The organism is Streptomyces sp. 135 (genome assembly GCF_020026305.1).
In the GTDB taxonomy this organism is placed as follows: domain Bacteria; phylum Actinomycetota; class Actinomycetes; order Streptomycetales; family Streptomycetaceae; genus Streptomyces.
In genome coordinates this window covers 1951885-1967610 of record NZ_CP075691.1, presented here as the reverse complement: position 1 = coordinate 1967610, position 15726 = coordinate 1951885, and the positions used below count along the sequence as shown (strand labels likewise).

The 15726-nt window shown below is 73.2% G+C and carries 12 protein-coding genes and 1 pseudogene; 3 read left to right on the top strand and 10 right to left on the bottom strand.

Annotated features, from left to right (window positions below; genetic code table 11):
• Positions 1-16: 16 nt before the first annotated feature.
• The 4 genes from ectB to KKZ08_RS08820 form a co-directional block, all read right to left on the bottom strand.
• Positions 17-1288 (bottom strand): diaminobutyrate--2-oxoglutarate transaminase, encoded by a 1272-nt coding sequence (gene ectB, locus KKZ08_RS08835; protein WP_223773917.1) that lies wholly within the window; start codon positions 1286-1288, stop codon positions 17-19.
• Between the two features lie 95 nt (positions 1289-1383).
• The gene (ectA, locus tag KKZ08_RS08830) at positions 1384-1935 is read right to left on the bottom strand and encodes a diaminobutyrate acetyltransferase (RefSeq protein WP_223773916.1); all 552 of its coding nucleotides are present in this window, start codon (positions 1933-1935) and stop codon (positions 1384-1386) included.
• 377 nt (positions 1936-2312) lie between these two features.
• A complete protein-coding gene (locus tag KKZ08_RS08825) occupies positions 2313-2840 on the bottom strand; it encodes a DinB family protein (protein ID WP_223773915.1) in 528 nt (175 codons plus the stop codon).
• Between the two features lie 121 nt (positions 2841-2961).
• A complete protein-coding gene (locus tag KKZ08_RS08820) occupies positions 2962-4062 on the bottom strand; it encodes an aminotransferase class V-fold PLP-dependent enzyme (protein WP_263303400.1) in 1101 nt (366 codons plus the stop codon).
• Positions 4063-4204: 142 nt separating this feature from the next.
• Here KKZ08_RS08820 and KKZ08_RS08815 point away from each other — a divergent pair, with 142 nt between their 5' ends.
• Complete coding sequence (locus KKZ08_RS08815) at positions 4205-5299, top strand: amidohydrolase family protein (protein ID WP_223773913.1); 1095 nt, start codon at positions 4205-4207, stop codon at positions 5297-5299.
• A gap of 339 nt (positions 5300-5638) precedes the next feature.
• Positions 5639-6589, top strand: coding sequence for an SCO1860 family LAETG-anchored protein (locus KKZ08_RS08810; RefSeq protein WP_223773912.1), 951 nt, complete (start codon positions 5639-5641; stop codon positions 6587-6589).
• 324 nt (positions 6590-6913) lie between these two features.
• Here KKZ08_RS08810 and cobC read toward each other — a convergent pair whose 3' ends face one another.
• Positions 6914-8350, bottom strand: a complete 1437-nt coding sequence (gene cobC / locus KKZ08_RS08805) for an Rv2231c family pyridoxal phosphate-dependent protein CobC (protein WP_223773911.1) — start codon at positions 8348-8350, stop codon at positions 6914-6916.
• A gap of 81 nt (positions 8351-8431) precedes the next feature.
• Here cobC and KKZ08_RS08800 point away from each other — a divergent pair, with 81 nt between their 5' ends.
• Positions 8432-9163, top strand: a complete 732-nt coding sequence (locus tag KKZ08_RS08800) for a ZIP family metal transporter (RefSeq protein ID WP_223773910.1) — start codon at positions 8432-8434, stop codon at positions 9161-9163.
• 17 nt (positions 9164-9180) lie between these two features.
• On the opposite strand, the gene KKZ08_RS08795 is transcribed toward KKZ08_RS08800, so the two are convergent.
• From KKZ08_RS08795 to KKZ08_RS08775, 5 genes and pseudogenes are all read right to left on the bottom strand, one after another.
• The gene (locus KKZ08_RS08795) at positions 9181-10533 is read right to left on the bottom strand and encodes a cobyrinate a,c-diamide synthase (protein WP_223773909.1); all 1353 of its coding nucleotides are present in this window, start codon (positions 10531-10533) and stop codon (positions 9181-9183) included.
• Positions 10527-11135, bottom strand: coding sequence for a cob(I)yrinic acid a,c-diamide adenosyltransferase (gene cobO / locus KKZ08_RS08790; RefSeq protein ID WP_223773908.1), 609 nt, complete (start codon positions 11133-11135; stop codon positions 10527-10529). Before cobO ends, KKZ08_RS08795 begins: the two co-directional genes overlap by 7 nt.
• Positions 11135-13195 (bottom strand): putative cobaltochelatase, encoded by a 2061-nt coding sequence (locus KKZ08_RS08785; RefSeq protein ID WP_223773907.1) that lies wholly within the window; start codon positions 13193-13195, stop codon positions 11135-11137. The genes cobO and KKZ08_RS08785 overlap by 1 nt, the downstream gene beginning before the upstream one ends.
• Positions 13192-14730 carry a cobyric acid synthase gene (locus tag KKZ08_RS08780; RefSeq protein ID WP_223773906.1) on the bottom strand — a complete coding sequence of 513 codons (1539 nt, stop codon included), beginning with the start codon at positions 14728-14730 and terminating at the stop codon, positions 13192-13194. The genes KKZ08_RS08785 and KKZ08_RS08780 overlap by 4 nt, the downstream gene beginning before the upstream one ends.
• Positions 14727-15675, bottom strand: a pseudogene (locus tag KKZ08_RS08775) (cobalamin biosynthesis protein). The gene KKZ08_RS08780 and the pseudogene KKZ08_RS08775 overlap by 4 nt, the downstream one beginning before the upstream one ends.
• Between the last annotated feature and the right edge of the window lie 51 nt (positions 15676-15726).

The window sequence follows — 15726 nt, the reverse complement described above, 5'->3', positions numbered from 1 at the left end:
TCGGACAGTCGCTCGCTCAGGCGGTCTCGCGGACCGCGCGGGCCAGCGTGCGCAGCCCCTCGTCCAGCTCGTCCGGGGTGATCGTCAGCGCCGGGAGGAGCTTGACGACCTCGCCCTCGGGGCCGGAGGTCTCGATCAGCAGGCCCAGTTCGAAGGCCCGCTTCGCCACGGCGCTCGCGCGCTCCTTGTCCAGGAACTCGATGCCCCAGACCAGGCCGCGGCCGCGGAACTCCTTGATCTCGGCGCGGTTCTCGTCGACGATCGCGCTCAGCGCCTGCTCGACCTGCTCGCCGCGGGCGCGGGTCTGCTTCTCCATCGCCGAACCGTCGGTCCAGTACGTCTCAAGCGCGGCGGCGGCCGTGACGAACGCCGGGTTGTTGCCGCGGAAGGTGCCGTTGTGCTCGCCCGGCTCCCACACGTCGAGCTCCGGCTTGAACAGGCAGAGCGACATCGGCATGCCGTAGCCGCTGATCGACTTCGACACCGTCACGATGTCCGGCGTGATGCCCGCCTCCTCGAAGGAGAAGAAGGCGCCGGTGCGGCCGCAGCCCATCTGGATGTCGTCGACGATCAGGAGCATGTCCCAGCGCTCGCACACGTCGGCGAGCTTGCGCAGCCACTCGGCGCGGGCGACGTTGATGCCGCCCTCGCCCTGCACCGTCTCGACGATGACGGCGGCGGGCTGGTTGAGACCGGAGCCCTGGTCCTCCAGGAGCCGCTCGAACCAGATGAAGTCGGGCGTCTGGCCGTCGAGGTAGTTGTCGAACGGCATCGGCGTGCCGTGCACCAGCGGGATACCGGCGCCCGCCCGCTTGAAGGCGTTGCCGGTCACCGCGAGGGAGCCGAGCGACATGCCGTGGAAGGCGTTCGTGAACGACACGATCGACTCGCGGCCCTTGACCTTGCGGGCCAGCTTCAGCGCCGACTCCACGGCGTTGGTGCCCGTCGGGCCCGGGAACATGACCTTGTACGGCAGGTCGCGCGGGCGCAGGATGATGTTCTGGAACGACTCCAGGAAGGCGCGCTTGGCGGACGTCGACATGTCGAGGCCGTGCACGACCCCGTCGCGCTCCAGGTAGTCGATGAGCGCGCGTTTGAGGACCGGGTTGTTGTGCCCGTAGTTGAGCGAACCGGCCCCGGCGAAGAAGTCGAGGTACTCGTGGCCGTCCTCGTCGAACATGCGGCTGCCCTGCGCGCGGTCGAAGACCGTAGGCCAACCGCGGCAGTAGCTGCGCACCTCCGACTCCAGGGTCTCGAAGACGCTCAGGTCGGGCTGGGTGATGGTCACAGCGGATCTCCTGGGAGATGGAAAGAAAGACGTGGAGGTGGGGGGCTGGGGGTGGTGCGTGGGGGACTCGCCGGCTCGTGGGGGGAGCGAGCGGATCAGAAGTCGAGTGGTCCGATGCGGTACAGCACCTCGGGCTCGTGTCCGCCGTCGGGGAAGAGCCCCGCGTCGAACAGGACCTCGCGCTCGACCTGCGCGCCGTGCCGCCGCGCGTAGGAGGTGAACAGGCGCTCGGACGCGGTGTTGCCGGGCGTGATGGTGGTCTCGACGCGGGCCAGTCCGCGCTCGGCGGCGACCTTCGAGGTCAGCCCGTCGAGCAGGGCGCCGGCCAGGCCGCGGCCGCGCTGCCCGTGGTCGACGGCCACCTGCCAGACCACCAGGGTGTCCGGGCGCTCGGGCCGGATGTAGCCGGTGATGAAACCGGCCGGCTCACCGTCGGCGCCGCGGGCCACCACGGACGTCGCCGCGAAGTCGCGGCACCACAGCAGATAGCTGTACGAGGAGTTGAGGTCGAGCACCTTGGAGTCGCGGGCGATCCGCCAGATCGCGGCGCCGTCGGCGACGGCGGGACTGTCGAGTCGCAGCCCCTCAGGCATTTTCAGGAATTTCGCTTGCAGGTCGGTCGGTAGATCGGCTTGTGCAGCGGTCATGCGGATTGAATTTACCGAGCAATTTCTTGAATTGCATCGTGGGAAGGGGTTACGTGAGCGCGTCTCATGTGTTATCACGCGGGGGTGCGCGCCCGCATGAGCAGCTTGCTTTTTGGGGCGATTTGACCGGGTCATATGAGGAGGAAACGGACGCGATGTGGAGTACGTCACACAGATGTAACCCGCGTGAGACGCGCCCGAATTACGCCTTTTGGTGCTGCCGAAATCTTAGTGTTTAGGCCTTCGGAAAGCGGGCAGAAGAATACGGGAAGCTGAGTTCATAAAGAATTCGTGAGAATGCTTCATGGGAATGCGCGGATGAATAGGCGGACGATGCTCGTGGAGTGCGGATGGCGTGCGGCAATTGCGCGCCCGATTCATGACCCCGTCACGCCGTCGATACCCTCCCGCAAGAGGTCCGCATGCCCGTTGTGGCGCGCGTACTCCTCGATGAGGTGCATCAGGACCCAGCGGAGGCTGACCTCGTCGTCACCGCCCACGACGGCCGCCTCCTCGGCGCCGAGCCGCCCCGTCTCGTCCGGCGAACGCCCCGCGCAGATCTCGCGGTTGACGGCGACCTCGCGCTCCCACGCCGCGAGCACCTCGGCGAACGTCCTCGACCGGTCCAGGGTGAAGCCGCCGGGCCGTCCGGCGTAGAGCAGCGGGACCTCCCGCCGGGCGAACACCCGCTGGATCCAGTTGCGTTCGACCTCGGCCAGGTGCTGCACCAGGCCGAACAGCGAGAGCGCCGACGGCTCCACGGGCGTACGCAGCGCCTGCTCGTCGTCCAGGCCCGCGCACTTCACGGCGAGCGTCGCGCGGTGCAGGTCGAGCCAGCCGGTCAGCATGGCCGGCTCATCGGCGGTCAGGGGCGGAATGCGGCGGCCGTCCGGAAGCGTGGTCATGGCGGGCACGGTGCCACGGGGGAGCGCCACGGCGGAAGAGCGCCCCGCGAGCCAAGAGCCAAGAGCTAAGAACTAAGAGCCAGCCAAGAGCCGAGGTGCGGATCCGGACGGCCAGGGCCGCCTACCGCCAGGCGTCGGTCACCGCGCGGCGCGCCGCCTCCAGGTCGACCACGAGACCGGCCTCGCCCATCGCGGCGCCCAGGGCCGCGAGGCAGGCGTGCACGACACCGCGGGTGGCGTCGGGGCCGTAGTGGTTGACCCGGATCATCTCCTTGGCCAGCGCCCCGCCCCCGGCGACCAGCGGCAGCACCGGGTCGGCGGCCAGCGCCTTGGCGACCAGCTCCGAGGCGTCGGTGCCCGAGGGCGCCCGCAGGGTGGTGGCGACCGGCGCCGCGTCCCCGGCCTCGTACACGTACGGCTCAAGGCCCCCGCCGAGCGCGAACGCGCCCGCACGGGTCGCGGCGGCGGCGGTGGCGTGCCGCGCCATCAGGGCGTCGAGGCCCTCCGTCTCGATGCGCTCCACGCACGCCTCGAGGGCCAGCATCTCCAGCTGGGCGGGGGCGTGCAGCAGCGCCTTGCGGCCGCCGTCGATCCAGCGCTCCTTCCAGTCGAGGAGGGAGAGGTAGGAGCGGCGGGGCGCCTGCGGGTTGGCGGCGATCCGCTGCCAGGCCCGCTCGCTCACGGACACTGCGGAGACGCCCGCCGGGCCGCCCATCGCCTTCTGCGCGCCGATCACGCACAGGTCCACGCCCCACGCGTCCGGCAGCAGCGGCTCGGCGCCCACCGAGGCGACCGCGTCCAGCATGAACAGCGCGCCGTGCTCGCGCACGACCTCACCGATCTCCGCGACCGGGTTGGTGTTGCCGGTCGCCGCCTCGGCGTGCACCAGCGACACGAAGTCGATCTCCGGGTGCTCCGCGAAGGCCTGGCGCACCTGGTCGGCCGTGACGGCCGTGTGGAAGGGCACGGCGAGGTCGACGACCGTGGCACCGCAGTCGCGCAGCCAGTTCCCGAAGGTCTGGCCGTACGGCCCGGTGATCACGTTCAGCGCGGTCGTGCCGGGCCGCGCGGCGCCCCGAATGCACCCCTCCAGGGGCAGCAGGGCCTCACCCTGCATGATCACGACGTCCTGCTCGGTGGCCAGCAGCCCGGCCACCCGCGCCTCGATGGCGGCGAAGTGCTGGGCGCTCAGCGGCGCCAGGTCCAGAAAGGGATGCGTCACGGTACTGCTCACGTCACTGCTCACTTCGCTCACGTCGCTCACAAGTTCGTTCGGGCTGCGGTACGAGCGTACCGAGGGGCCCGGGACCGGGCGTTCCCAGTGCCCCGTTCCCCCCGCCCTGAGCTCCTCCTAAGCTGCTGCCATGAGTGATCACGCGGTGTTGCACGTGAAGGGGCGGGTGCTCGTCGGGCCCGAGGACGTACGGGACGAACTGTGGGTCGTCGGGGGCAAGGTGACGTACGACCGGCCGCTCGCCCCGGCCTCCGGGACGGTCACCGTCGAGGGGTGGGTGCTGCCCGGCCTGGTCGACGCGCACTGCCACGTCGGCCTGGACGCGCACGGCCCGGTGGACGCCGCCACGGCCGAGAAGCAGGCGCTGACCGACCGCGAGATCGGCGCACTGCTCCTGCGGGACGCGGGCTCCCCCTCCGACACCCGCTGGATCGACGACCGCGAGGACCTGCCGAAGATCATCCGAGCCGGCCGGCACATCGCGCGCACGCGCCGCTACATCCGCAACTACGCCCACGAGATCGAGCCCGAGGACCTCGTCGCGTACGTCGCCCAGGAGGCGCGGCGCGGCGACGGCTGGGTCAAGCTCGTCGGCGACTGGATCGACCGCGAGGCCGGCGACCTGACGGCCTGCTGGCCCCGCGACGCGGTCGAGGCGGCGATCGCCGAGGCCCACCGGCTGGGCGCCCGCGTCACCGCCCACTGCTTCGCCGAGGATTCCCTGCGGGACCTGGTCGAGGCGGGCATCGACTGCGTCGAGCACGCCACGGGCCTGACGGAGGACACGATCCCGCTCTTTGCGGAGCGCGGCGTCGCCATCGTCCCGACCCTGGTCAACATCGCCACGTTCCCCGATCTGGCCGCGGGCGGCGAGAAGAAGTTCCCCCGCTGGTCGGCCCATATGCGCAGGCTCCACGACCGCCGCTACGACACGGTGCGCGCGGCGTACGACGCCGGCGTCCCCGTCTTCGTCGGCACCGACGCGGGCGGCTCCCTGCCCCACGGCCTGGTCGCCGCCGAGGTCGCCGAACTGACCCGCGCGGGCATCCCCCCGCTGGCCGCGCTCTCCGCGACGACCTGGGCCGCGCGGGACTGGCTCGGCCGCCCCGGCCTGTCGGAGGGCGCCCCGGCCGACCTCGTGGTGTACGAGGCGGATCCCCGACAGGACGTACGGGTCCTGGCGGCGCCTCGGCGGGTGGTGCTGGACGGGCGGGTGGTGGGGTGACGGTGGGGTGGCGGTGGAGCGTGGGTTGACCGGGCGTTACGTGACCGTCGCCCCGGTCGTTTGGTTCTGGCAGATCCGGGGCGGGGGAAGGTCAGTGTGCCCTGAACGGGTGGGGTTCGGGGGGTTCGAGGGAACGCCCGTGCCGGTGGATTCGAAAGCAAGGCCGGAAACCCCCCTTTGGAGTGAACTCACCGCAGGTTGCTGACCGTTCACTCTCCGTGCGTAAAGATTCCCGCGTCGTCCTTCGTCGATGGAGGGCGACGCCCTCGGCGCGCACGTGATGTCCCCATGTGGCGTGCGCCGCCGGCGGCCCGTCTCTCTTGTGGGGGTTCCACCACCTTGAACAGCAACACCTTCCGCCTGCCCGCGCGCCGCCTCGCCGTCGTCGCCGCCACCACCGCCCTCGCCGCCGGTCCCGCGGCGCTCGCCGGGGCCGGGCCCGCGCAGGCCACCGGCGGTGATCACGACCGCGGTGGCCGCGCCGACGCCGTCGTCCTGCGGACCGGGCTCGACGTCTCCCTCCTCAACAAGACCGTGAACGTCCCGCTCAAGGTCGCCCTCAACGAAGTCCAGGCCCCCGAGAGCGCGGAGAAGACCGCGCTCACGGCGCGGCTCGACGGAGTCGACGGAGGAAAGCCGTTCAGCGTGCTGCGCGCGGACGTGGCCACGGCCAAGGCGACCGTGCGGGGCGGCCGGGCGGAGGGCTACAGCAACATCGCGCGGGCCGAGGTGCATGTGCCGGGGCTGCCGCTGCTCTCCCTCATCGAGGTCGAGCAGGTCACCTCCAAGGCCGTCTGCGAGGCGGGCAAGCGGCCTGTCGCCGAGGCGAATCTGCTGGGCGGGGTGACCGTGCTCGGCAAGAAGGTCACGTTGACCGCCGGGGGGACGAGCGAGGTGATCGCGCCGGGGGTCGGTGAGGTGCGGCTGGAGCTGTCCAGGACCCGTACGACGTCGCGTACGGCTGCGGCGTCCGCGCTGGAGCTCAAGGTGTCGGTGAATCCGTTGAAGCTGAACGTCGCCGAGGTCGAGGGGACGGTGACGCTGGCGGGGGCCGGCTGTTCCGCGCCGGGGGTGGCGCGTGAGGAGGGCGGGGCGGAGCCGCAGGGGGAGCGGGAGAAGCCGGTCGACGCGGAGGCGGACGCCGAGCCGAAGACGGAGCCCGAGGCCGCTGAGGCGGGCCTCGCGGAGACCGGGGGGAACTCCATGACTCCGTACGTCGCGGGTGGGGCGGTGGTGCTGCTGGCCGCGGGCGGGGGTGCTGTGGCCATGGCTCGACGCGGCCGGGGGTAGCCGGGGGCGGGCTCGGCCGGGGCGCCTGGGGTGCGTCTTGGGGGGGCGCGGGTGCGCCTGGGGTCGTCTGGGGGGCGGGGCCGCGGGAGTAGGTCCGTGCTCGCCATCTTGGTGCGGGGCCTTTGCTGCTTCGGGGCCCTGGTGACCACCACTGTGCTCCGCGCGCACCTACCCCCACGTCCCCTCGGGCGCGCTCGCGGCTGCGGGCCGTCCGCGCGTCCCTCCTTTTACGCTCCTACCTCGACGTCCCGACACCGAGTTACGGGCGGGTGGGTGGGAGGTATCCGGCGCGGAGCGGCGGGGTGGGGGATACCGCCGGGCCCCTCAGTCGCGCAGCGTCGCCGCCAGCGCAGCGAGGAAGCGGTCCGACGTGGCCCGGTCCCTGACCGCGAGGCGGAGCCAGTCAGGCCCCAGGCCAGGAAACGTGTCGCCCCGCCGCACCGCGAACCCCGCCGCCCGCAACCGCCCCCGCACCCCCAGCGCTCCGGGCACACGGACCAGCACGAACGGCCCCTCCGCAGGCCCCGCCACCCGTACCCCGAAGCCTCCCAACTCCCCCAGCCCCGCGAGGAGATACGCCCGGTCCGCCGCCACCCGATGCGCCGCATGCCCGGCCTCCGCCAGCGCCCGCGGCCCCACACACGCCCGCGCCGCCACCAGCGCCGGCGTGGACACCGGCCACAGCGGCTGCGCCCCCGCCAGGGTGGCGATCACGTCCGGCGCGGCCAGGACGTAGCCGATACGGAGCCCCGCGAGGCCCCACGTCTTCGTGAGGCTGCGCAGCACCACCAGGCCAGGGACATCCGTACGGCCCGCCAGCGCCTCCCGCTCACCCGGCACCGCGTCCATGAACGCCTCGTCCACCACCAGGATCCGCCCCGGCCGGGCGAGCGCCACGATCGACGCCGCCGGGTGGAGGACGGACGTCGGGTTCGTCGGATTTCCGATGACCACGAGGTCGGCCTCCTCCGGAACCGCCGCCGGGTCGAGACGGAAGCCGTCCTCCTCCCGCAGCAGCACCCGCCCCACCTCGTGCCCCGCGTCCCGCAACGCCGCCTCGGGCTCGGTGAACTGCGGGTGCACGACGACGGGATGCCGTACCTTCAGGGCGCGTGCCAGGAGGACGAACGCCTCCGCCGCCCCGGACGTGAGCAGCACGCGATCCGGGGGGAGACCGTGGCGCGCCGCCACCGCCTCCCGCGCCGAGCGTCCGTCCGGATACGCCGCCAGATCGTCCAGCGACTCGGCGATGACCTCTTTCAGCCAGGCCGGAGGAGTGTCGGCCCGTACGTTCACCGCCAGGTCGGTCAGCTCGGCGCCGTCGTCCCGCACCTCCGCGTCCCCGTGGTGCCGCAGATCGTGCCCGGCGGCACGGCGTACGACCGCACACGTCACCATCGGCGGTCGGCCCACCGGCGCCGACTTCCGCTTGGGGACGAGGAGTTCGCCGCCGCCCCGCAACGCCGCCGCCTCCGCCACCGACGGCGTACCCACCGCCGCGCCGGCCCACGGGGACGGGTTCGGGACCGTCACCTCCGCCAGCTCGGCCGCCGAGTACGTCACGAGCGGCACCCCGAGCCGAGCCGCCGCCGCGACGATCCCCGGCTCCTCACCCTTCACGTCGACCGTCGCCAGCTCGGCCACCGCGCCCTCGGGAAGACCGGCCTCGCGGACCGCCTCCCGGACGAGGCCGAGCACCTCCTGCGGGGGCGCGCCCTCGCAGGCGCCGACGCCCACGACCAGAACCTGGACGTCAGCCATGGAGGGGTCCTTTCATACGAGGAGGGGGGACACGGGGTGAGGGATGTGCGGGAGAGGGGGACGATCCGCTAGCAAGGGGCCATGGCGGTGTTCGTGGCGCTCGGCGCCTTCCTCATGACCCTGGTGGGCGGGTGGACGGCCCAGCGGGTCACCGACCGGCGCCATCTCGTCCTCGGGCTCGCCGGCGGCCTCATGCTCGGCGTCGTCGGCCTCGACCTGCTCCCGGAGGCCCTGGAAGCCGCCGGGAGACCGGTCTTCGGCGTACCGGAGGCGCTGCTCCTGTTCGTCGGCGGCTTTCTCGTCGCCCATCTCGTGGAGCGTCTCCTCGCGGGACGGCAGGCCGGCCACGGCGCCGATGAGCATGAGCGTGGGCGGGTTCCCCAGGTGGGGCTGACGGCCGCCGCCGCCATGGTCGGGCACAGCGTCATGGACGGTGTCGCCATCGGCGCGGCCTTCCAGGTCGGCGGCGGCATGGGCGTGGCCGTGGCGCTCGCCGTCGTCGCCCATGACTTCGCGGACGGCTTCAACACGTACACGATCACCAGCCTGTACGGGAACGCCCGCCGCAAGGCCCTCGCGATGCTCTTCGCGGACGCGGCGGCCCCGGTGGTGGGCGCCGCCTCCACCTTGCTCCTCACCATCCCGGAGCAGCTGCTCGGCGCCTATCTCGGGTTCTTCGGCGGGGCACTGCTGTACCTCGCGGCGGCCGAGATCCTGCCCGAGGCGCACCACGACCACCCCGCCCGCTCGACGCTGCTGTGCACGGTGGCGGGCGTGGGGTTCATCTGGCTGGTGGTCGGCGTCGCCGAGTGAGCGGCACCGCGCGATGTTCACGGCGTACACAGGTCGACGAAGCGGCGCGCGACATCCGGGCGCGCGGCCCAGTGCGTGTGCAGGTAACTCGCGTGCACGTTCCCCTGTACGAAGCCTTCGACGCGGCGCTCAGGGGCGTGCAGGCCCCAGGCGGGGGCCGGGCCCGCCCCCGGCTCCACGACCGTGCGGTGGAACTCGTGCCCCCGCATGCGCGTCCCCGCCGCCGCGAGCACGCTGTCCGACACGGCGACCGCCTCGCGGTACCCGAGCGTCAGCCGCTCCGACATCCGCGCCTCGGTGTCAAGCACCCCGCACATAGGCTTCCCGTCCAGCTCACGGGCGAGGTACAGCAGCCCCGCGCACTCCGCGGCCACCGGCGCCCCGGAGCGCGCCAGCGCCGCCACGGCCTCGCGCAGCGGTTCGTTGGCGGACAGCTCGGGTGCGTACACCTCGGGGAAGCCGCCGCCGATCACCAGGCCGGCCGTGCCCTCCGGCAGCCGCTCGTCGTGGAGCGGGTCGAACGGCACGACCTCGGCCCCGGCCGCCGTGAGCAGTTCCGTGTGCTCGGCGTAGGAGAAGGTGAAGGCGGCGCCACCGGCGACGGCGACACGGGGCCTGCGTCCGGCAACCGGAGCCGACGCCGGTACCGCGCCGGGATCCCACGCACCGCCGGGCAGCGACGGCGCGCTGCGGGCCAGCGCGAGCAGCGCCTCCAGGTCACAGCCCTCCCGCACCTGCGAGGCGAGCGCGGCGACGGACTCCACCGCCTCCGCCTGCCGTTCGGCGACCGGGACGAGACCCAAGTGCCGTGACGGCGCCCGTACTTGACGTACCCGGCGCAGCGCGCCCAGGACCGGTACGCCGGACTCCTCCAGCGCCTCCCGCAGCAGCGTCTCGTGCCGGTCGGAACCCACCTTGTTGAGGATCACGCCCGCGACCCGCACCTCCGGGTCCCACGACGCGAAGCCGTGCACGAGCGCCGCCACCGAACGGGACTGCGACGACGCGTCGACGACCAGGACGACCGGTGCGCGCAGCAGCTTCGCGACATGCGCCGTGGAGGCGAGCTCGCCCTGGCCCGCCGCCCCGTCGTACATCCCCATCACGCCCTCGACGACCGCGAGATCGCACCCCGCCGACCCGTGCGCGAACAGCGGCGCGATCAGGTCGGGGCCGCACAGGTACGCGTCGAGGTTGCGGCCGGGCCGGCCGGTCGCCAGCGCGTGATAGCCGGGGTCGATGTAGTCCGGCCCGACCTTGTGCGGGGACACGGCGAGCCCGGCCGCCGTGAAGGCGGCCATCAGGCCCGTCGCGACGGTCGTCTTGCCACTGCCCGACGACGGCGCCGCGATGACGAGACGAGCTACCACTCGATGCCCCTCTGGCCCTTCTGCCCGGCGTCCATCGGGTGCTTGACCTTGGACATGTCCGTCACCAGGTCGGCGAAGTCGATCAGCTGCTGCGGTGCGTTGCGGCCGGTGATGACCACGTGCTGGGTGCCGGGGCGGTTCCGCAGGACCTCCACCACCTCGTCCGTGTCGATCCAGCCCCAGTGCATCGGGTACGCGAACTCGTCGAGCACATAAAGCTTGTACGTCTGTGCCGCGAGGTCCCGCTTGACCTGCTCCCAGCCCTCGCGGGCCTTGTCCTCGTTCGTCGACTCGCCCTCGGCGGGGGCGCGCTGGATCCACGACCAGCCCTCGCCCATCTTGTGCCAGGCGACCGTGCCGCCCTCACCGGAGGCGCCGAGGACCTTCAGCGCGTTCTCCTCGCCGACCTTCCACTTCGCCGACTTCACGAACTGGAACACCCCGACCGGCCACCCCTGGTTCCACGCCCGCAGCGCGAGCCCGAACGCGGCGGTCGACTTGCCCTTGCCGATGCCCGTGTGCACGAAGACCAGCGGGCGGTTGCGGCGCTGGCGCGTCGTGAGCCCGTCGTCCGGTACGACACTCGGCTGTCCCTGCGGCATCAAGCGGCCCTCCTCGAAGGCGAGTTCATTCCCTGTACGTCCTTGACGAGCCCGGCGATCGAGTCCGCCCGCAGCTCGTCGAGCGTCACGGCCGTGCCGCCGAGCTCGCCCGCCAACTGGCCCGCGAGGCCGAGGCGTACGTAACCCGACTCGCAGTCGACGACGACCGAGGCCACCTTGTCGGCCGCGAACAGCCGTGCCGCGCGGCCCGCTCGGGCCACCGGCTCCACCCCGCCCGTCGCCCGCCCGTCCGTCACCACGACCACCAGCGGCCGCCGCGCGGCATCGCGCAGCCGCTCCACACGCAGCACGTCGTGCGCCTTCAGCAGGCCCGCGGCCAGCGGCGTACGGCCGCCCGTCGGCAGCGTTTCGAGGCGGGCGGCGGCGGCGTCCACCGATGATGTCGGGGGCAGCGCCACCTCGGCTTCCTGGCCCCGGAACGTCACCAGGCCCACCTTGTCGCGCCGCTGGTAGGCGTCCAGGAGGAGCGAGAGCACGGCACCCTTGACGGCGCTCATCCGCTGCCGCGCCGCCATCGACCCCGAGGCGTCCACGACGAACAGCACGAGGTTGCCCTCGCGGCCCTCGCGGGTCGCCTGCCGCAGGTCGTCACGGCGTACGACGAGACCGGCGCCGGAGCGGCCCCGGGCCTTCTGGTGCGGGGCGGCGGCCTGCACGGTCGCCGCCAGGTGCAGCTTGGTCAGGGCGCCTTGAGGGCGCCGCGAACCCGTCGTACGGCCGTGCTCGGTACGGGCGCGCGAGCGCCGCCCGGCCGCGCCCTCGCCGATGCCGGGCACGCTCAGCATCTTGGTGCGGAAGGGCTCGGCGGCGCGCACGGCCTGCTGCTCGCCACGGGCACCGCCCGGCGCCGGGGCCGGTTCCCGCGGGGCCGCCGGCGTCTCGTCGTCGGAGCCGGGTCCCTGCTGCTGGGAGGGGAGTTCCGGGGCCGGTGGGCCGCCCTCCGGGGGCTGCCCACCGCCACCACCGTCGCCGGGACCGCCGCCGTCGGGGTCATCCTCAGGAGGCTCGGGCGCCTCGGTAGCCTCGTCGTCGCGTGCCTCCTCCAGCGTCTCGTCGAGCTTGTCCTCGTCGAGTCCCGGCGCGTCGAAGGGGTTGCGGCGCCTGCGGTGCGGCAGCGCGAGCAGCGCGGCCTGCCGCACGTCCTCGCTCTCCACCTCCGTACGCCCCGCCCAGGCGGCCAGCGCGGTCGCCGTGCGCGCCATCACGATGTCGGCCCGCATCCCGTCCACCTCGAACGCCGCGCAGGTCGCCGCGATCTGCCGCAACGCCCCGTCGCCCAGGACGACTTGGGGCAGCAGCGCCCGCGCCGCCACGACGCGGTCGCGCAGCGCCGCCTCGTCCTCGGCGAAGCGTGCCGCGAAGGCCTCGGGGTCGTCGTCGTACGCGAGCCGCCGCCGCACGACCTCGACGCGCTGGTCGGTCTCGCGGGACGCGGCCACCTCGACGGTGAGCCCGAACCGGTCGAGCAGCTGCGGGCGCAGCTCCCCCTCCTCGGGGTTCATGGTGCCGACCAGCAGGAAACGGGCGGCGTGCCGTACGGAGACGCCTTCGCGCTCCACGTACGAGGCACCCATCGCGGCGGCGTCCAGCAGCAGGTCGACCAGGTGGTCGTGGAGGAGGTTGACCTCGTCGACGTAGAGGATGCCCCGGTGTGCGTCGGCCAGCAGGCCCGGCTCGAAGGCCTTCACGCCCTCCGCGAGCGCCCGCTCGATGTCCAGGGCGCCGACGAGCCGGTCCTCGGACGCGCCGACCGGCAGCTCCACCATCCGCGCGGGCCGCTCGGTGGCCCCGCCCGCCTCGTGGGGGCCGTCGGGGCAGTTCGCGTCGGGCGCGGCCGGGTCGCACGAGAAGCGGCAGCCCGCGACCACCGGCACCTTTGGCAGCAGGGCCGACAGGGCGCGTACGGCGGTGGACTTGGCGGTGCCCTTCTCACCCCGTACGAGGACGCCGCCGACGGCGGGCGAGACGGCGTTCAGCAAAAGCGCGAGCCGCAGGTCGTCCTGCCCGACAAGGGCGGTGAACGGGTACGGGGTACTCACAGGGCCTCCTTGGCATGTTCTGGTGATGCCGACGGCGCTCCGGGCGCGATGAACGGCAGTCCGGCCGGCGCCCCCTTCTCGATCAGGCTCAACAGCCCGTCCGTGTCCGCGTGTTCTTCGATCAGGTCGCCGAGGAGGTCGAGCTGCTCCTCGCGCAGCGTGCCGAAGCTGGTGTCGGGCGCGGCCACGAAGCGGCGCCCGGCCGCGCGCGCCACCTCGGTGAGGAACCGGCGCCGGAACGCGTCGCTCTCCAGCGACCCGTGCCAGTGCGTGCCCCACACCTCGCCGACCCGGCAGCCGTCCAGGAAGGGTTCCCCGCCCAGGACCTCGGCGACGCCGTGGTGGATCTCGTACCCCTCGACCGGCTCGCCGAGGGCCTCGCCCACCGGTCTGGCGAGGGTCTTCTCGCGGGCGAACCGCACCCGCACCGGCAGCACCCCGAGCCCCGCCACGGCGCCCGCACGCGACTCGACCTCGTCCTCGATGTGCTCGCCGAGGACCTGGAAGCCGCCGCAGATGCCGAGCACGGGCCGCCCCTCGGCGGCGCGGCGCACGAGGGCGTCCGCGAGGCCGCGCTCCCGCAGCCACTGGAGCGCGCGTACGGTCCCGCGCGTGCCCGGTACGACCACGAGGTCCGCGTCGACGAGTTCCTCGGCCCGGTCCACGAACCGCACGACGACACCCGGCTCGGCGGCCAGCGCGTCCACGTCGGTGAAGTTGGACATCAGCGGCACCGCGCACACGGCGACCCGCAGCACGTCCTCACCGACCGGCGGTGCCACCACGGACTCCCGCACGGCGCCCCGCAGCGAGACCCGCAGCCCGTCCTCCTCGTCGATGCCGAGCCCGTGCTGGAAGGGCAGCACACCGAAGGTGCGGCGCCCGGTCAGCTCGTACAGCATGTCGAGGCCCGGTTCGAGGAGCGAGACGTCGCCCCGGAACTTGTTCACCAGGTACCCGGCGACCAGCTCCTGGTCGGCCGCGCTGAGCAGCGCCGTCGTACCGAAGAACGAGGCGAACACCCCGCCCCGGTCGATGTCCCCGACCACCAGGACGGGGAAGCGGGCCGCGCGCGCGATGCCCATGTTCACGATGTCGGTGCGCCGCAGATTGATCTCGGCGGGGCTCCCCGCGCCCTCACAGATCACGGCGTCATAGCTGCCCCGGAGTTCTTCGAGGCATCCCACGACGGTGTCGAGCAGCGCCGCCTGCCGGCCCCCGTGGTAGCCGCGCGCGCTCATCTCGCCGACCGGCTTGCCCATGAGGACGACCTGGCTTGAGCGGTCGCTGCCCGGCTTGAGCAGGACGGGGTTCATCAGGGCGCTCGGTTCGACGCGGGCGGCCTGCGCCTGCATGGCCTGCGCCCGCCCGATCTCGGCGCCCTCGCGGGTGACGAAGGAGTTCAGGGACATGTTCTGCGCCTTGAACGGCGCGACGGACACACCCTTGCGGGCCAGCCACCGGCAGATCCCGGCGGTGACGACGCTCTTCCCGGCGTCCGACGTGGTTCCCGCGACCAGCAGCCCACCACTCATGAGGTCCTCCTCGACCGAGACCGACGGCACATCTCCCGCACACCCACCGCGACGCCCAGCGCCAGCCAGCTCACCCGCCGCGACAGCTTCACGGCCCGCTCGATGTCCGTCACCCGCACGTCCCGCCCGTCCGTGTTCAGGACGGGCCGGTGCTCGACCCGCCCGCCGTACGAGAGGGTCCCGCCGAGCCGCACCCCGAGCGCTCCCGCGAAGGAGGCCTCCACGGGCCCGGCGTTGGGGCTGGGATGCTTGGCGGCATCCGTACGCCATGCCCGCACCGCCCCCGAGGGCGAGTCCCCGGCCAGCGCCGCGAGCCCGGCGGTGAGCCGCGCCCCCGGCCAGCCGAGGACGTCGTCGAGCCGGGCGGAGGCCCAGCCGTACCGCCGGTACCTGGGCGACTTGTGCCCGACCATGGCGTCGAGGGTGTTCACGGCGCGGAAGGCGACGAGCCCCGGCACCCCGCCGACGGCACCCCACACCAGCGCGCCGACCACCGCGTCGGAGGTGTTCTCGGCGACGGACTCGACGACGGCGCGCGCGATGCCGTCGGAGTCCAGCGCCTGCGGATCCCGTCCGCACAGATGGGGCAGCCGCTCCCGGGCCACGTCCACGTCACCGGCGGCCAGCGCGCCGCCGATGGCCCGCGCCTCCCGTCCGAGCGAGGTCCCGCCGACCACGGCCCACGTCGCGGCGGCGGTCAGCGTGACGGAGGCGGCGGGGAGCGGCGTAGAGAGGCGGCGAGCGCGGCGGCGCCCGCCGCGCCCCGGCACAGACCACGGCGTGCAGCGCGCCCCACCCGCGGTGGTCCCGCCACAGCACCCGCTCGACGGCGGCCGCCGCACGCCCGAACCCGGCGACCGGATGGCCCCGGCGGGGATCGCCGAGCAGCAGGTCACCGAGGAGGCCGGCGGCGGCGCCGTACGCGAAGTCGCGATCGGCACTCATGGGGTCAGCCCGTCGCCGTGCCGGGTGATGAGCTGACGCTCGGGAACAGGT

Coding starts and splice junctions, on each gene's coding strand:
- KKZ08_RS08780 (WP_223773906.1), bottom strand. CDS start 14,730: ATGAGTGGTGGGCTGCTGGTCGCGGGAACCACGTCGGACGCCGGGAAG.
- cobO (WP_223773908.1), bottom strand. CDS start 11,135: ATGCCGCAGGGACAGCCGAGTGTCGTACCGGACGACGGGCTCACGACG.
- ectA (WP_223773916.1), bottom strand. CDS start 1,935: ATGACCGCTGCACAAGCCGATCTACCGACCGACCTGCAAGCGAAATTC.
- KKZ08_RS08825 (WP_223773915.1), bottom strand. CDS start 2,840: ATGACCACGCTTCCGGACGGCCGCCGCATTCCGCCCCTGACCGCCGAT.
- KKZ08_RS08800 (WP_223773910.1), top strand. CDS start 8,432: ATGGCGGTGTTCGTGGCGCTCGGCGCCTTCCTCATGACCCTGGTGGGC.
- cobC (WP_223773911.1), bottom strand. CDS start 8,350: ATGGCTGACGTCCAGGTTCTGGTCGTGGGCGTCGGCGCCTGCGAGGGC.
- KKZ08_RS08815 (WP_223773913.1), top strand. CDS start 4,205: ATGAGTGATCACGCGGTGTTGCACGTGAAGGGGCGGGTGCTCGTCGGG.